Annotated in this window: 14 protein-coding genes and 1 pseudogene; 5 read left to right on the top strand and 10 right to left on the bottom strand. The window is 71.9% G+C overall.

What is annotated here, in order from left to right; genetic code table 11:
- Nucleotides 1-71: 71 nt before the first annotated feature.
- The 3 genes and pseudogenes from SPOPO_RS36155 to SPOPO_RS28975 form a co-directional block, all read left to right on the top strand.
- Nucleotides 72-242: pseudogene (locus SPOPO_RS36155) on the top strand (winged helix-turn-helix domain-containing protein); the annotation flags it as partial.
- Between the two features lie 262 nt (nt 243-504).
- On the top strand, nt 505-699 hold the full coding sequence (locus SPOPO_RS34810) for a hypothetical protein (RefSeq protein WP_019874790.1): 195 nt from the start codon (nt 505-507) through the stop codon (nt 697-699).
- 3 nt (nt 700-702) lie between these two features.
- The gene (locus SPOPO_RS28975) at nt 703-2,010 is read left to right on the top strand and encodes an MFS transporter (protein WP_019874789.1); all 1,308 of its coding nucleotides are present in this window, start codon (nt 703-705) and stop codon (nt 2,008-2,010) included.
- Here SPOPO_RS28975 and SPOPO_RS0110790 read toward each other — a convergent pair.
- A complete protein-coding gene (locus SPOPO_RS0110790; RefSeq protein ID WP_028984682.1) occupies nt 1,918-2,880 on the bottom strand; it encodes a helix-turn-helix transcriptional regulator in 963 nt (320 codons plus the stop codon). The genes SPOPO_RS28975 and SPOPO_RS0110790 overlap by 93 nt on opposite strands.
- A 100-nt stretch (nt 2,881-2,980) precedes the next feature.
- Here SPOPO_RS0110790 and SPOPO_RS0110785 point away from each other — a divergent pair, with 100 nt between their 5' ends.
- A complete protein-coding gene (locus SPOPO_RS0110785; protein ID WP_019874787.1) occupies nt 2,981-3,535 on the top strand; it encodes a DinB family protein in 555 nt (184 codons plus the stop codon).
- On the opposite strand, the gene SPOPO_RS28970 is transcribed toward SPOPO_RS0110785, so the two are convergent.
- From SPOPO_RS28970 to SPOPO_RS0110740, 9 genes are all read right to left on the bottom strand, one after another.
- Nucleotides 3,495-4,289, bottom strand: a complete 795-nt coding sequence (locus tag SPOPO_RS28970; RefSeq protein ID WP_084670984.1) for a sirohydrochlorin chelatase — start codon at nt 4,287-4,289, stop codon at nt 3,495-3,497. The genes SPOPO_RS0110785 and SPOPO_RS28970 overlap by 41 nt on opposite strands.
- Nucleotides 4,286-5,437 carry a uroporphyrinogen-III synthase gene (locus SPOPO_RS0110775; protein WP_019874785.1) on the bottom strand — a complete coding sequence of 384 codons (1,152 nt, stop codon included), beginning with the start codon at nt 5,435-5,437 and terminating at the stop codon, nt 4,286-4,288. Before SPOPO_RS0110775 ends, SPOPO_RS28970 begins: the two co-directional genes overlap by 4 nt.
- Nucleotides 5,434-5,814, bottom strand: a complete 381-nt coding sequence (nirD, locus tag SPOPO_RS0110770) for a nitrite reductase small subunit NirD (RefSeq protein WP_019874784.1) — start codon at nt 5,812-5,814, stop codon at nt 5,434-5,436. Before nirD ends, SPOPO_RS0110775 begins: the two co-directional genes overlap by 4 nt.
- The gene (nirB, locus tag SPOPO_RS0110765; RefSeq protein ID WP_245541708.1) at nt 5,811-8,405 is read right to left on the bottom strand and encodes a nitrite reductase large subunit NirB; all 2,595 of its coding nucleotides are present in this window, start codon (nt 8,403-8,405) and stop codon (nt 5,811-5,813) included. Before nirB ends, nirD begins: the two co-directional genes overlap by 4 nt.
- A gap of 141 nt (nt 8,406-8,546) precedes the next feature.
- Nucleotides 8,547-9,023, bottom strand: coding sequence for a 2-C-methyl-D-erythritol 2,4-cyclodiphosphate synthase (gene ispF / locus SPOPO_RS0110760; RefSeq protein WP_019874782.1), 477 nt, complete (start codon nt 9,021-9,023; stop codon nt 8,547-8,549).
- Nucleotides 9,020-9,730, bottom strand: a complete 711-nt coding sequence (gene ispD, locus SPOPO_RS0110755) for a 2-C-methyl-D-erythritol 4-phosphate cytidylyltransferase (RefSeq protein ID WP_028984679.1) — start codon at nt 9,728-9,730, stop codon at nt 9,020-9,022. The genes ispF and ispD overlap by 4 nt, the downstream gene beginning before the upstream one ends.
- A 22-nt stretch (nt 9,731-9,752) precedes the next feature.
- The gene (locus tag SPOPO_RS0110750) at nt 9,753-10,235 is read right to left on the bottom strand and encodes a CarD family transcriptional regulator (RefSeq protein ID WP_019874780.1); all 483 of its coding nucleotides are present in this window, start codon (nt 10,233-10,235) and stop codon (nt 9,753-9,755) included.
- Between the two features lie 206 nt (nt 10,236-10,441).
- On the bottom strand, nt 10,442-11,122 hold the full coding sequence (locus tag SPOPO_RS0110745) for a response regulator transcription factor (protein WP_019874779.1): 681 nt from the start codon (nt 11,120-11,122) through the stop codon (nt 10,442-10,444).
- The gene (locus tag SPOPO_RS0110740; protein WP_019874778.1) at nt 11,119-12,282 is read right to left on the bottom strand and encodes a sensor histidine kinase; all 1,164 of its coding nucleotides are present in this window, start codon (nt 12,280-12,282) and stop codon (nt 11,119-11,121) included. Before SPOPO_RS0110740 ends, SPOPO_RS0110745 begins: the two co-directional genes overlap by 4 nt.
- A 150-nt stretch (nt 12,283-12,432) precedes the next feature.
- Here SPOPO_RS0110740 and phoU point away from each other — a divergent pair, with 150 nt between their 5' ends.
- Nucleotides 12,433-13,128: a phosphate signaling complex protein PhoU gene (phoU, locus tag SPOPO_RS0110735; protein ID WP_019874777.1), complete on the top strand. Its 696-nt coding sequence runs from the start codon at nt 12,433-12,435 to the stop codon at nt 13,126-13,128.
- The last annotated feature ends 17 nt before the right edge of the window (nt 13,129-13,145 follow it).

The raw sequence follows: 13,145 nt of genomic DNA, 5'->3' as shown, positions 1-13,145 counted from the left end.
GGCGGGCGCCAATCGCAGATTTTCTCTGCAGAATTCTTGTGCAGAATTGTTCTGCGATCTACCGTGAGGTCATGACCGACGTGCCGCACCCGACCCAGAAGCGTCTCGACGCCGAGTCCGTCCGTGCGCTCGCCCACCCGCTGCGCAACCGGCTCGTCGGGGCGCTGCGCTCGCACGGACCGGCGACGGCGACCGGCCTCGCGGCCCGCCTCGGCACGAACAGCGGAACGACGAGCTACCACCTGCGCAAGCTCGCCGAGATCGGCATGGTCTCCGAGGTCCCCGACTCCGGGGACGGCCGCGACCGCTGGTGGCGGGCCGTCCACGAGTTTCACGTCCTGGTCGAGCTCGGAGTTCCGCGACGACCCCGACGCCCGCGCCGCCGCCGACTGGCTCGTCGGCTACCACCTGCGCACGAACACCGACAAGACCCAGGCCTGGCTCGACGTCCACAACGACTGGCCGCGGCCATGGCTGGAACTCTCCGACCTCTCGGACTACCGCTTGTACCTGACGGTGGATCAGACCAAGGAGATGCTGGCCGAGCTCCACGCGGTCGTCCTGCGCTACCGCGCACTCGGGGAGACCGCCCGCGCCGCGGGCGAGCCGGTCATCGACGTCAACGACCCGCCGGCCGACGGTGCCGGACTCGCCCCGGTGGCCGCGATGCTGCACGTGCACCCGGACGTGTCGGGCTGACTCGTGTCCCTCGACGACGCACGGCGCGTCCGCCGGCGCTTCCTCGTGCTGAGCGCGACGCGCTGGTTCCCCGTCGGGCTGCTGATCCCGGTCCTCACGGTGCTGCTGCAGGAGCGCGGCCTGTCGGTCGCGACGATCGGCCTGCTGTCCGGGCTGTCCAGCGCGATGGTTGTCCTGTTCGAGCTGCCGACCGGCGGGCTCGCGGACACGATCGGGCGCCGGCCTGTCCTGCTGATCGCCGGCCTGATCAGCCTGGTCTCGATGGCGTTGATCTCGTTCTCCGAGGCGACGTGGTTGTTCGTCGCCGCCTGGGCGATCGAGGGTGTCTACCGCGCGTTGGACTCCGGCCCGCTCGAGTCTTGGTTCGTCGACGCCGCCCAGGCCGCCGACCCCGACGCCGACATCGAGTCCGGGCTCGCCGCCGAGAGCGTCGTCATCTCCGCCGCGCTCGGCGGCGGTGCCCTGCTCGGCGGCGTACTGGCGCTCGTCCCCACACCGGCGGCGTGGCCGGCGCTGGCCCTGCCGATCGTCGTGGCGATCGCGCTGCGGATCGTGGACCTCGCCTTCCTGTGGCACCTGCTCGACGAGAGCCGGCCTCGCACGGCCGGACGCGGATGGGCCCCCGTCCGCGACTCCGCGCGCACGATCCGCGAGGCGGTCGGGCTGCTGCGCGTCAGCGGAGCCCTGTGCGCACTCGCCGCGGTCGAACTGCTCTGGGGGGCGGGCATGGCCGGGGTCGAGGTCCTCTCGGGCCTGCGCATGGTCGATCTCGTCGGCGACACCGAACAAGGCGTCCTCGCCTACGCCGTCACCGCCGCGGTGGCGTGGGCCGTCAGCGGCGCCGGCGCCGCGGCCGCGCCGTGGGTCGCCCGGCGGACCGGCTCGTGGGTCCGCGCGGCGATCGTCGCGCGCGTCGCCCAGGGCGTGGGAGTCGCGCTCGCCGTCGTCATCGCCGGGCCGATCGGGCTGGTGCTCGGGTACCTCGGCTTCTATCTGGTCCACGGCACCGCGAACGTCGCCCACTACGGCCTCGTGCACCGACACACGACGGCCACGCACCGCGCGACGATGGTCAGCGTCAACAGCCTGACCTCCCGGATGGGTGGCATGATCGCCGCCCCGGCCCTCGGCGCGCTCGCCGGCGGCCAAGGCCTGGTCGCCGGGTTCGCGGTCTCCGCCGTCCTGCTCGTGCTCCCCGCTCCCCTCTACCTGCTCGCCTCACGCGGTCGCCCGACCGAAGCGGTCGGACCACTCACGCAGGTAGACACGCAGCTCGTGGGGCTCGACCACACGAAACTCGGCCCCGAGTGAGCCGAGCGCCATGGCCGGCCACTCGAACTGATCCGCCGTCATCTCGACCCGGCACCGCGCGTCGTCGACGGGGGTGACCAGCGCCCACCGGCCGATCCTGGCCTGCACCCGGTCGGCCGGCGCCTCGACCTCGGCGACCACGCGTTGCGGTTCCCGCAGCCCGACGATCGAGGACTTCACGTACTCGGCCGCGTCCCCGCCCGGCGGGGTGCGGGGTACGAACCGGGCGCCGGTGCTGCGCGGACCGCGCAGACGGTCGAGCCGGAAGCTGCGCCAGTCCGCACGGTCGACGTCCCACGCCGCGAGGTACCAACGCCGGCCGAGCTTGACGACCCGGTGCGGCTCCACGTGCCGGGCGGTCTCCTCTCCTTCACGCGCGGTGTAGTCGAAGCGCAGACGCTCGCCGTCGCGGCACGCCTGCGCAACGACGACGAGCGCTTCGGTGTCGACGCTCGGCCCACCGCTGCTCGGGCCCCAGGTCGCGGGCACGGTCATCGCACGCAACGTCTCGACGCGACGACGCAGCCGCGGTGGCAGGACCTGGACGACCTTGCCGAGCGCCCGGACCGAGACCTCCTCCAGCCCCGGCACCGCGCCGTCGGTCGCGGCCTGCATTCCGACGGCGAGCGCGACCGCTTCCTCGTCGTCGACGACCAGCGGCGGCAGCGCGGACCCGGCCCGCAGCTGGTACCCACCGTCCACACCGGGCGTTGCGTCGACGTCGTAGCCGAGCTCGCGGAGCCGGTCGACGTCGCGCCGCAGCGTCCGCTCCGAGACGCCGAGCCGCTCGGCCAGCTCGCTCCCCCGCCAGTGCCGGTGCGCCTGCAGGAGGGAGAGCAACCGCAGCGTCCGGGAACTCGTGTTCGCCATGCCGGAAGTCTGCCCCGGCATTGCGGACAGAAACTGACCGCAATCTCCCTAACGTGGTTCTCACGAGCCCGGCAGCACCGACACCGACCAGGAGAACGAGATGACCACGATCGAGGAGTACAAGGCCATGACCACCCCCGCGCCGGCCACCGACGACCCCACCGCGATCGAGCGCGCCGACCTGCTCGACCTCCTGACCACGCACCGCTTCTTCCTGCGCACCACCGTCGACGGCCTGGACGACGCCGCCGCGACCAAGCGGGCCACCGTCAGCGAGCTCACCCTGGGCGGGCTGATCAAGCACGTCAGCTTCGCCGAGAACGGGTGGGCCGAGTTCATCCGCCGCGGCCCAGCGGCGATGGAGATGACCGAGGAGTCCTACGCCGCGCACAGCGACTCCTTCCGCCTGCTGCCCGGCGAGACGCTCGAGGGTGTGCTCGCCGCCTACGCCGAGATCGCGGCGCGCACCGACGCGATCCTCGCCGAGGTGGACCTCAACTCCTCGCACCCGCTGCCCGAGGCTCCGTGGTTCGCCCCGGGTGCCCGCTGGACCGCGCGCCGCGTGATCACGCACATCGTGGCCGAGACCGCGCAGCACGCCGGCCACGCCGACATCATCCGCGAGGCACTCGACGGGAAGAAGACGATGGGCTGAGGACGCGTTCGACCCGCGCCGCGTCGTAGCGCTCGAGCACGAGGTCGACGAGGGCCGGGTGCACGCCGAGCGGAGCTGACACCACGTCAGCTCCGCAGGCCTGTACCTCGGTCGCGAAGCGGCCCGGCGAGAGCAGGTACGTCGCGACCGACACCGAGTCGTACGCTGCGGCCCGAGCCGCCGCGACCGCGTCCCGCACCGACGGCGTCGTCGCCGAGTTGTAGGCCGGGATCACCGGGCGCCCCAGCCGCCGTTCCAGCAGCACGGCCATCGCATCGACGTCCGCGTGCGACCGCGGGTCCGACGACCCCGCCGCCGCGAGCACCACCGGCCCTCGTCGGAAAAGGGTGACACCCCTTACTCCGCAGTAAGGGGTGTCACCCTTTCTTGACACAGCGGCGGCCGCGGCGGCGGACTCGGCGGCGGCGAGGCGGTCGGCGAGGGCGGCGGCGAGGAGGGGGGAAGGGCCGAGGGCCGGGGCGCAGGGCGTGCCGGGGCGGTGGCAGTCGGCGACGCCGGCGACGTCGTGCGCGACGTGGTACCCGTTGCCGAGGAGCAGCGGGACGACGACGGCCTCCCCGTCGACCGCGCGGAGCGCCTCGGGGAGCGAGGGGACGGCGAGTTCGACGTACGCCTCGCGGACGTCCAGGCCCGGGCGGGCGGCGCGGACCGCGGCCAGCAGCGCGCGGATGTTCTCCTGGGCAGCTGGATTGCGGCTGCCGTGCGCGACGGCCACCAACGTGGGAGCACTCATTCGACGCGCAACCGGTATCCACGCTTGACGACGGTCTGCACGCACTGGCCGTCACCCAGCGCCGCGCGGAGCCGGGTCACCGCCATCTCCACGGCGTGCTCTGACGCCGCGTCACCCGAGGGCAGCCGGGGCACCAGTTGCGCCCGGGACATCACGCGACCCGGCTGCTCGGCGAGCGCGCGCAGCACGGCCATCGGCGCCGGCGGCAGATCCACCATGCGCTGATCGACCAGCACCGCGTGGCCGCGGATCTCCAGCCGGTGCCCTCCGACCATGAGGCCCTCGGGTCGCCGCCGGGGCAGCTCCTCGGCGATGACGCGCACGAGCGCACCGAGCCGAGGCCGGTCCGGCTGCAGCGTCTTGACGCCGATCAGTTCCAGCGGCTCCGCGGTCACCATCCCCACGCACGCGGGCACGACGTCGCCCCGGAAGGCGGCGAGCACCGCCTCGCGGCGGCCCACCTGGTCGGCGAGATCGAGCAGCGCCTGCACCGCGGGTTTGCTCGTGAACGCGACGGCGTCCACGTTCCGCGTCGCCACGAGCTCGACGAGCTTCATCAGCGGGCCGACGTCCTCCGGCGGCCGCCAGCGGTAGACCGGCACGGGAATGACGTCGGCCCCGGTGGCCCGCAACCCCTCGATCAGCTCCGGCTCGGGATCGCCGTGGAGCTGGACCGCGATGCGCACCCCGCGGATGTCCCCGGCCCGCAGGTGGTCGAGCACCTCCCGCAGCGACTCGGACACGGGCGACCACGACTCGCGCAGGCCCGCCGCACGGATCGCACCCATCGCCTTCGGCCCGCGCGCGAGCACGTTCGCCGAGTCGAGCACCCGCCGCAGGGCGTCACCGAGCCCCCAGCCGTCGGCCGCCTCCATCCACCCGCGGAAGCCCACACCGGTGCTCGCGATCACGATCGCCGGCGGTGCGGCGATGCACGCCCGCGTCGCCGCGACGAGCTCGGTGTCGTCGGCCAGCGGACGGATCTGCACGGCCGGCGCCGAGATGACCCGCGCACCCCGGCGCTCCAGCAGACCGGCGAGTTCCTCCCGCCGCCGGCACGCGGTGATGGCCACGCTGAACCCCGTGAGCACCGTCGCCTGGCTGGGCAACGAGGCACCCCCGACCTCGCGGTCGCCCAGCACGGTCATCCGGCTGCACGCACCTGGATCACACCCTCACGCACGCGCGCCTGGTAGCGCGCGAGCGCGAGCGAGTCGTCGTCCAGGCACCGCCCGGTGCGCAGGTCGAACACGTGCTTGTAGAGCGGCGACGCCACGGTCGGCACGTCCCCGCGGGTGCCGACGATGCCGCGCGCCATCACCGACGCCCCGGTCTTCGGGTCGAGGTTCGACACCGCGTGCACGTCGCCGTCCCAGGTCCGGAAGACCGCGACCGGCGCGGTGCCGACGAGGGCCGGAACGCCGATCTCCGCGGGCAGTTCGGCGTCCGGGAGGACGTCCACCCAGGTGTCGATCTCGGTGGACGTGAGCTCGCGGGAGTCCCTCCGCGCATCCAGAGCAGTCATACCGCACCTACTTTCAGGGTCGGACCGGCGACGAGCTGTGGCCCTCCGGACTCACCCGGCTGGGCGGGTCGGATCTGGCCGCGCTCGTCGACGAACGTGATCGTCGGATCGGGGACGTCGGGGGCGTTGACGAAGGACACGAAGCGCTTGAGCTTCTCCGGGTCCGCGATGGTGGCCGCCCACTCGTCGGCGTACGTGGCGACGTGACGCGCCATGTCCGCCTCGAGGTCGGCACAGATGCCGAGCGAGTCCTCGATCAGCACCTGCTTCAGGTACTCGATCCCGCCGTCGAGGGCCTCCAGCCACGGCGCCGTGCGCTGCAGCCGGTCGGCGGTGCGGATGTAGAACATCAGGAACCGGTCGATGTAACGGATCAACGTCTCGTCGTCGAGGTCGCGAGCGAGCTCGATCGCGTGCTTCGGCGTCATGCCGCCGTTGCCGCCGACGTAGAGGTTCCAGCCCTTCTCGGTCGCGATGATCCCGAAGTCCTTCCCGCGCGCCTCGGCGCACTCACGCGCGCACCCGGAGACCGCGGACTTCAGCTTGTGCGGCGCCCGCAGCCCGCGGTACCGCAGCTCCAGCGCGATCGCCATGCCGACCGAGTCCTGCACGCCGTACCGGCACCACGTCGAGCCGACGCACGACTTGATCGTCCGCAGCGACTTCCCGTACGCGTGCCCCGACTCGAAGCCGCCGTCCACGAGCCGCTTCCAGATCAGCGGCAGCTGCTCCGCGCGCGCACCGAACAGATCGATCCGCTGACCACCCGTGATCTTCGTGTAGAGCCCGAACTCCTTCGCGACCTCGCCGATGAGGATCAGGCCCTCCGGCGTGATCTCCCCACCGGGGATCCGTGGCACCACCGAGTACGTGCCGTTGCGCTGCATGTTCGCGAGCAGGTGGTCGTTGGTGTCCTGCAGCTTCCCGCGCTCGCCCTCGAGGACGTGCTCGTTGTAACGGCTCGCGAGGATCGAGGCGATCACCGGCTTGCAGATGTCGCAGCCGCGGCCCGTGCCGTGCGAGGCGAGGATGTCGGAGAAGCTCCGCGCACCCGTGACGCGCACGATGTCGAACAGCTCCGCCCGGCTGTAGGCGAAGTGCTCACAGATCGCCTTGCTCACCGTCACACCGAGCTTGGTCAACTCGTGGTCCAGCAGCGTCTTCAGCAGCGGGACGCAGGAGCCGCAGCCGGTGCCGGCCTTCGTGCAGCCCTTGACGTCGGGGATCGTCGTGCAGCCGTGCGCAGTCACGGCCCCGACGATCGTGCCCTTCTCCACGTTCTCGCAGGAACAGATCGTCGCCTCGTCCGGCAGCGCCACCGGGCCGATCCCCCCGCCGGACCCCGATCGCGGCGGGAGGATCAGGTCTTCCGGGTTGGCGGGGAGAGCGATGTCGGAACCGGCCATCGGACGGAGCGTCAGATACGCGGAGGCGTCGCCGACGAGCACACCGCCGAGCAGCCGCGACCCGTCGGAACTCACGACCAGCTTCTTGTACACGCGGGTGATCGGGTCCGCGTAGGTGAGCTCGAGAGCGTCCGGTGTCGTCGCGAACGCGTCGCCGAAGCTGGCGACGTCGACGCCCATCAGCTTCAGCTTGGTCGACAGGTCCGCGCCCGTGAACGGCCGGGAGTCTCCGGCGATCGCCGTCGCGGCCGTCTCCGCCATCGCGTAACCCGGCGCGACGAGACCGTAGACCACTCCCTGCGCGCAGGCGACCTCGCCGACCGCGAAGATCGCCGGGTCCGAGGTCCGGCAGTTCTCGTCCACGACGACGCCGCCGCGCGGCCCGATCTCCAGGCCGCAGGCCCGGGCGAGCTCGTCCCGCGGCCGGATGCCGGCGGAGAACACCAGCACGCCGATGTCGAGCGGCTCCGCGTCGGTCAGTTTGAGCTGCGCGACCCGGCCCCGTTCGTCGGCCACGATCTCCTCGGTCGTCGCACCGAGGTGGACGTGCACGCCGAGGTCGCGGATGTGCCGGGCGAGCATGGCGCCGCCGGCCTCGTCGACCTGAAGCGGCATCAGACGCGGCGCCATCTCGACGACGTGCGTCGTGAGGCCGAGGTTGAGCAGCGCGTTGGCCGCCTCCAGCCCGAGCAGGCCACCACCGATCACCGCGCCGGCGCTCGCGTCGACCGCAGCGGCGCGAATCGCGTCGAGGTCGTCGATCGTCCGGTAGACGAAGCAGTTCTCCGCCTCGCGCCCCGGCACCGGCGGCACGAACGGGTACGACCCCGTCGCCAGCACGAGGACGTCGTAGTCGACGACGCGGCCGTCGGCGAGGGTGACCGTACGCGCGGCCCGGTCGATCCCGGTGACCTGCGCCCGCAGCTCCAGCGTCACCGCCGGGTCGGGGTAGTGACCGTCGGGGAGCAGCGAGAGGTCCTCGGCGCTGCTGCCCGCGAAGACCGTCGACAGCGCGACCCGGTCGTAGGCCGGCCGCGACTCCTCGCCGAGAACGGTGATCTCGTAGTCGGCCGTCAGGCCGCGGTCGATCGCCGCGGTGACGAACTTGTGGCCGACCATGCCATGGCCGAGGACCACGAGAGAGCGGCGATCGGGGGCCAACGCCGACTCCTTCCACTGGGTCACGTCGTGATGGTGACCCCATGGCAACGCAGTGGCGTTTCCCGGTTGCGTCGGGATTGTTACAAGCGGCGCACCGGTCTCATCACAAGATCTCACAGCGCCGGTGCGCGCGAATTTCCCCAGGTCAGAGGCGTTTGAGTGGGCTCAGGCGGGGAACACGAGCGCGGTTGCGATCGCCGCCACGCCCTCGCCACGGCCCGTCAGACCCAGGCCGTCGGTGGTCGTGGCCGACACCGACACCGGGGCTCCGACCGCCGCCGAGAGCGCCTCCGCGGCCTCCGCCCGGCGCGGCCCGAGGCGGGGCCGGTTGCCGATCACCTGCACCGCGACGTTGCCGATCTCGAACCCGGCCTCCCGCACCCGCCGCGCGGCCTCCGCGAGCAGCGCGGAGCCCGAGGCCCCGGCCCACTCGGGCTCGGCGGTGCCGAACTGGGCCCCGAGGTCGGCGAGGCCCGCCGCGGAGAACAACGCGTCGCAACAGGCGTGCGCCGCGACGTCCGCGTCCGAATGACCGAGCAGCGCGTGCTCACCCGGCCAGCACAGCCCGGCCAGCCACAGATCGCGGCCGGGCGTCGGCAGCGTCGCGAACGCGTGGACGTCGACGCCGATACCGACCCTCATCGGATCCGGTCCGCCCGCCGCCGCGCCAGGATCGCCTCGGCGAAGACCAGGTCCAGCGGACGCGTGACCTTGAAGGCCTCCTCGCTGCCCGGCACGGTCCGGACCGCGACGCCGATCCGCTCCACCAGGCCGGCGTCGTCGGTCGCAGTGGCGTCGGTCGCCGCGGCGTCGGTCGCGGCGGCGTGGGCCTTCTCCAGCACGGCGCGCGAGAACCCCTGCGGCGTCTGGACCGCCACCAGCCCGGCCCGGTCCGGCGTCGCGACGACGATGCCGTCGTCGACCTGCTTCACGGTGTCGGTCACCGCCAGGGCGGGGATCACCGCCTCGGCGCCGGCGCGGATCGCCGCAGCGACCGCGTCGACGAGCTCGACCGGCACCAGCGGGCGCGCCGCGTCGTGCACGAGCACGCCGGTGAACTCCGGCGGCAGGCTCGCGACCGCGCGCCGCACCGATTCCTGACGCGTCGCGCCGCCAGCGACGACGGTCAGCTCGGCCGGCACGTCGTGGTCGGCCAGCATCGAGGCGACCAGGCTGACCCCGTCCGGGGGCGCGGCGACGACCACGAGTTCGACGCTTCGCGACGCCGCGACGGCCCGGACGGCGTGCACCAGGATCGGCACGCCGGACAGCTCACGCAGCGCCTTTGGCCCGCCGGGACCCAGACGTTCACCACGTCCCGCGGCGGGGACGACGGCCGCTATCCGCATGGCGGACAGCTTGCCAGTCAGGTCAGCTGGCGAGAACCTCGTCGAGAATCGCCTCGGCCTTGTCCTCATTCGTGTTCTCGGCGAGCGCGAGCTCGGAGACCAGAATCTGACGGGCCTTCGCCAACATGCGCTTCTCGCCCGCGGACAGACCGCGGTCGCGCTCACGACGCCACAGGTCGCGGACGACCTCGGCGACCTTGATGACGTCACCGGACGCCAGCTTCTCGAGGTTCGCCTTGTAGCGGCGCGACCAGTTCGTGGGCTCCTCGGTGTGCGGGGCGCGAAGCACCTCGAACACGCGGTCCAGCCCTTCCTGGCCCACCACGTCACGAACGCCGACCAGATCGACGTTGTCGGCAGGTACGCGCACTGTCAGGTCGCCCTGGGCAACCTTCAGGACGAGGTACGTCCGGTCAACGCCCTTGATCTGGCGGGTTTCGATAGCCTCGATGAGCGCTGCGCCATGGTGCGGGTACACCACCGTCTCGCCGACCTTGAACGCCATTGGTGTCGTTCCCCTTCCTTTGGCAATCCAAGAATACCACGCGCCGGAGATGGCCCCTCGGACGTTTGCGCAGGTCAGGGCCATACACAGCCGCTGATAGGTACTTGACAACCGAGAAGTGCTCGTACTCCCGCAGGTCAGCTGGACCCTGCAGCGACACGCCGAATCGTTATGACGCCGGGCACATGACCGATTCCGGGACCGATTCAGGGCTCGAATTTGTACCCGAGTCCGCGCACCGTGACGAGGTGCTTCGGGGAGCCTGGATCGGGCTCGATCTTGGACCGCAACCGCTTCACGTGGACGTCGAGCGTCTTGGTGTCGCCGACGTAGTCCGCGCCCCAGATCCGGTCGATCAACTGCCCGCGGGTGAGCACCCGACCGGCGTTGCGCAGCAACAGTTCGAGCAGCTCGAACTCCTTGAGCGGCAGCGCGACGGGTTCGCCGTTCACGGTGACCACGTGCCGGTCCACGTCCATCCGGACCGGTCCCGCGACCAGCGCCGTGGACGCCGGCTCCTCGACGTCGCCCTGCCGGCGCAGCACCGCCCGGATCCGCGCGAGCAGCTCGCGGTGCGAGAACGGCTTGGTCACGTAGTCGTCGGCGCCCATCTCCAGCCCGACGACCTTGTCGATCTCGCTGTCCTTGGCGGTCAGCATGATCACCGGCACGTTCGACTTCTGCCGCAGCGCGCGGCAGACCTCGGTGCCCGGTAGACCGGGCAGCATCAGGTCGAGCAGGACGAGGTCGGCGCCGCTGCGGTCGAACTCCTCCAGCGCGTCGGGCCCGGTGGCGGCGACGGCGACCTCGAACCCCTCCTTGCGGAGCATGTAGGACAGCGCGTCGGAGAACGATTCCTCGTCCTCGACCACCAGCAGACGGGTCACGGATACTCCTCCTCCGGAAGCCGCCGGCCGGTGCCGGAGGCCGACGTCAACAGCGGCAGACGCAGGGTGAACACCGAGCCCGAACCCTCCGAGCTCCGCACCCGGACGTCGCCGCCGTGGTTCTGGGCGATGTGCTTGACGATCGAGAGCCCGAGGCCGGTCCCACCCGTGACCCGCGAGCGGGCCGGGTCGACGCGGTAGAACCGCTCGAAGATCCGCTCGAGCTCGGAGCCGGGGATCCCGATGCCCTGGTCGGTGACGGTGATCTCGGCGAGATCGCGAGCCCGACGGACCGTCACCTCGACCCGGGTCCGCTCCGGGCTGTAGTTCACGGCGTTCTCGATGAGGTTGCCGACGGCCATGACGAGCTGAACCTCGCTGCCCCAGACCTTGAGCCCGTGCTCGCCGCCGTTGCTGATCCCGATGCCCTTCGCGGCCGCGAGTTCGAGCGTGCGGTCGATCGCCGCGTCGACGACCGTGTCGATCCCGACCGCGGCTGCGCCCTTGAGCGGGTCGTTGCTCTCCAGGCGGGACAGGTCGATCAGTTCCTGCACGAGGTGCGAGAGGCGCATCGACTCGTGCTGCATCCGGCCGGCGAACCGCACGACCGCCTCGGGGTCGTCGGAGGCGTCCTGCACCGCCTCGGCGAGCAGGCGCAGCGCCCCCACAGGGGTCTTGAGCTCGTGGCTGACGTTGGCGACGAAGTCGCGGCGGATCGCATCGACGCGGCGGGCGTCGGTCTGATCCTCGATCAGGATCAGGACGTGATCCGCGCCGAGGGGCGCGACCCGGGCACGGGCCGCGAGCGTCCCCTCGCCGACCGGACCACGCGGCAGCTCGAGCTCGGTGTTGCGGATCCGGCCGTCCCGGCGGGTGTTCCCCACGAGGTCGACGAGATCGTCGACGACGAGCCGCCCGTCCTTGACGATTCCGAACGCGTACGCGGCGGGACTGGCGCGCTGAACCTTGTCCTCGGCGTCGACGACGACCGCGAGCGACTGCAGCACCGACAGCACCTGCGCGACGCCCTGCGGCAGGCCGGACCCGGTCTCCGGCAGCGGTGGGTGGTACGCGCGGTCGCTGAACCGGTGGGCCAGCCCGGCGGCCAGGCCGATGACGAGCCCGACGAGGGCACCCAGCGCGATCAGCGAGGCGTCCACCCGGCGGCTCCCGGTCGGGGCGTCATGACACCGATGGTAGGTGGCCGGAGGAGCCCCACCGACGTGCTGAGTCCGCCGTCACGCCGCCCGCGCCCAGAGTTCACCTTGGCGACGACGGGCGTTCACCGCGGGCAGGGCAGCCTGGGAAGCATGCGGGACGCCTTCCAGGGAGAGCTCGACCATCTGCGTAACGGCCTGGTCGAGATGACCCAGCTCGTCGGGTTCGCCATGGCCCGCGCGACCACCGCCCTGTTGGAGGCGGACCTGGCCCTCGCGGAGAGCGTCATCTCGCACGACAAGACGATCGACCAGCGCCGCGACGAGCTCGAGGAGAAGGCCTGCGACCTGTTGGTCCGTCAGCAGCCCGTCGTCGCGACGGATCTGCGCACCGTGATCACCAGCCTGCAGATGACCGCGGACATCGAGCGGATGGGTGACCTCGCGCTGCACGTCGCGAAGGTCGCCCGGATGCGTTACCCGTCCTCCGCGGTGCCGCCGGAGATGGTCGCGCTGCTGATGGAGATGGGCCACCTCGCCCAACGGATCGTCACCAAGGCCGGCAGCGTCGTCGCCTCGCGCGACGTCTCGGCGGCGCTGGCGCTGGAGGCCAGCGACGACCAGATGGACCGCCTGCACGCGCAGATGTTCCGCGCGCTGATGTCACCGGACTGGCCGCACGGCATCCAGACCGCGGTCGACCTCTCGCAGCTCGCCCGCTTCTACGAGCGGTACGCCGACCACGCGGTCTCGGTCGCCCGGCGCGTGGTCTTCCTCGTCACCGGCGAGTGGCCGAACACCCCCGAGACGGAGGGGCCGGACGCGTTCACCGCCGGCCCCACGGACTGACAACTCGGACCGACCAC

The sequence above is a fragment of the Sporichthya polymorpha DSM 43042 genome, assembly GCF_000384115.1.
Classification (GTDB): domain Bacteria; phylum Actinomycetota; class Actinomycetes; order Sporichthyales; family Sporichthyaceae; genus Sporichthya; species Sporichthya polymorpha.
The sequence above is the reverse complement of the archived record's forward strand: the minus strand, read 5'-3'. Positions and strand labels throughout refer to the sequence as shown.

Excerpts from the sequence above, each read along its gene's own strand:
- SPOPO_RS0110790 (WP_028984682.1), bottom strand. The coding sequence starts at position 2,880 with ATGGCGAACACGAGTTCCCGGACGCTGCGGTTGCTCTCCCTCCTGCAG.
- SPOPO_RS0110785 (WP_019874787.1), top strand. The coding sequence starts at position 2,981 with ATGACCACGATCGAGGAGTACAAGGCCATGACCACCCCCGCGCCGGCC.
- SPOPO_RS28970 (WP_084670984.1), bottom strand. The coding sequence starts at position 4,289 with ATGAGTGCTCCCACGTTGGTGGCCGTCGCGCACGGCAGCCGCAATCCA.
- SPOPO_RS0110775 (WP_019874785.1), bottom strand. The coding sequence starts at position 5,437 with ATGACCGTGCTGGGCGACCGCGAGGTCGGGGGTGCCTCGTTGCCCAGC.
- nirD (WP_019874784.1), bottom strand. The coding sequence starts at position 5,814 with ATGACTGCTCTGGATGCGCGGAGGGACTCCCGCGAGCTCACGTCCACC.
- ispF (WP_019874782.1), bottom strand. The coding sequence starts at position 9,023 with ATGAGGGTCGGTATCGGCGTCGACGTCCACGCGTTCGCGACGCTGCCG.
- ispD (WP_028984679.1), bottom strand. The coding sequence starts at position 9,730 with ATGCGGATAGCGGCCGTCGTCCCCGCCGCGGGACGTGGTGAACGTCTG.
- SPOPO_RS0110750 (WP_019874780.1), bottom strand. The coding sequence starts at position 10,235 with ATGGCGTTCAAGGTCGGCGAGACGGTGGTGTACCCGCACCATGGCGCA.
- phoU (WP_019874777.1), top strand. The coding sequence starts at position 12,433 with ATGCGGGACGCCTTCCAGGGAGAGCTCGACCATCTGCGTAACGGCCTG.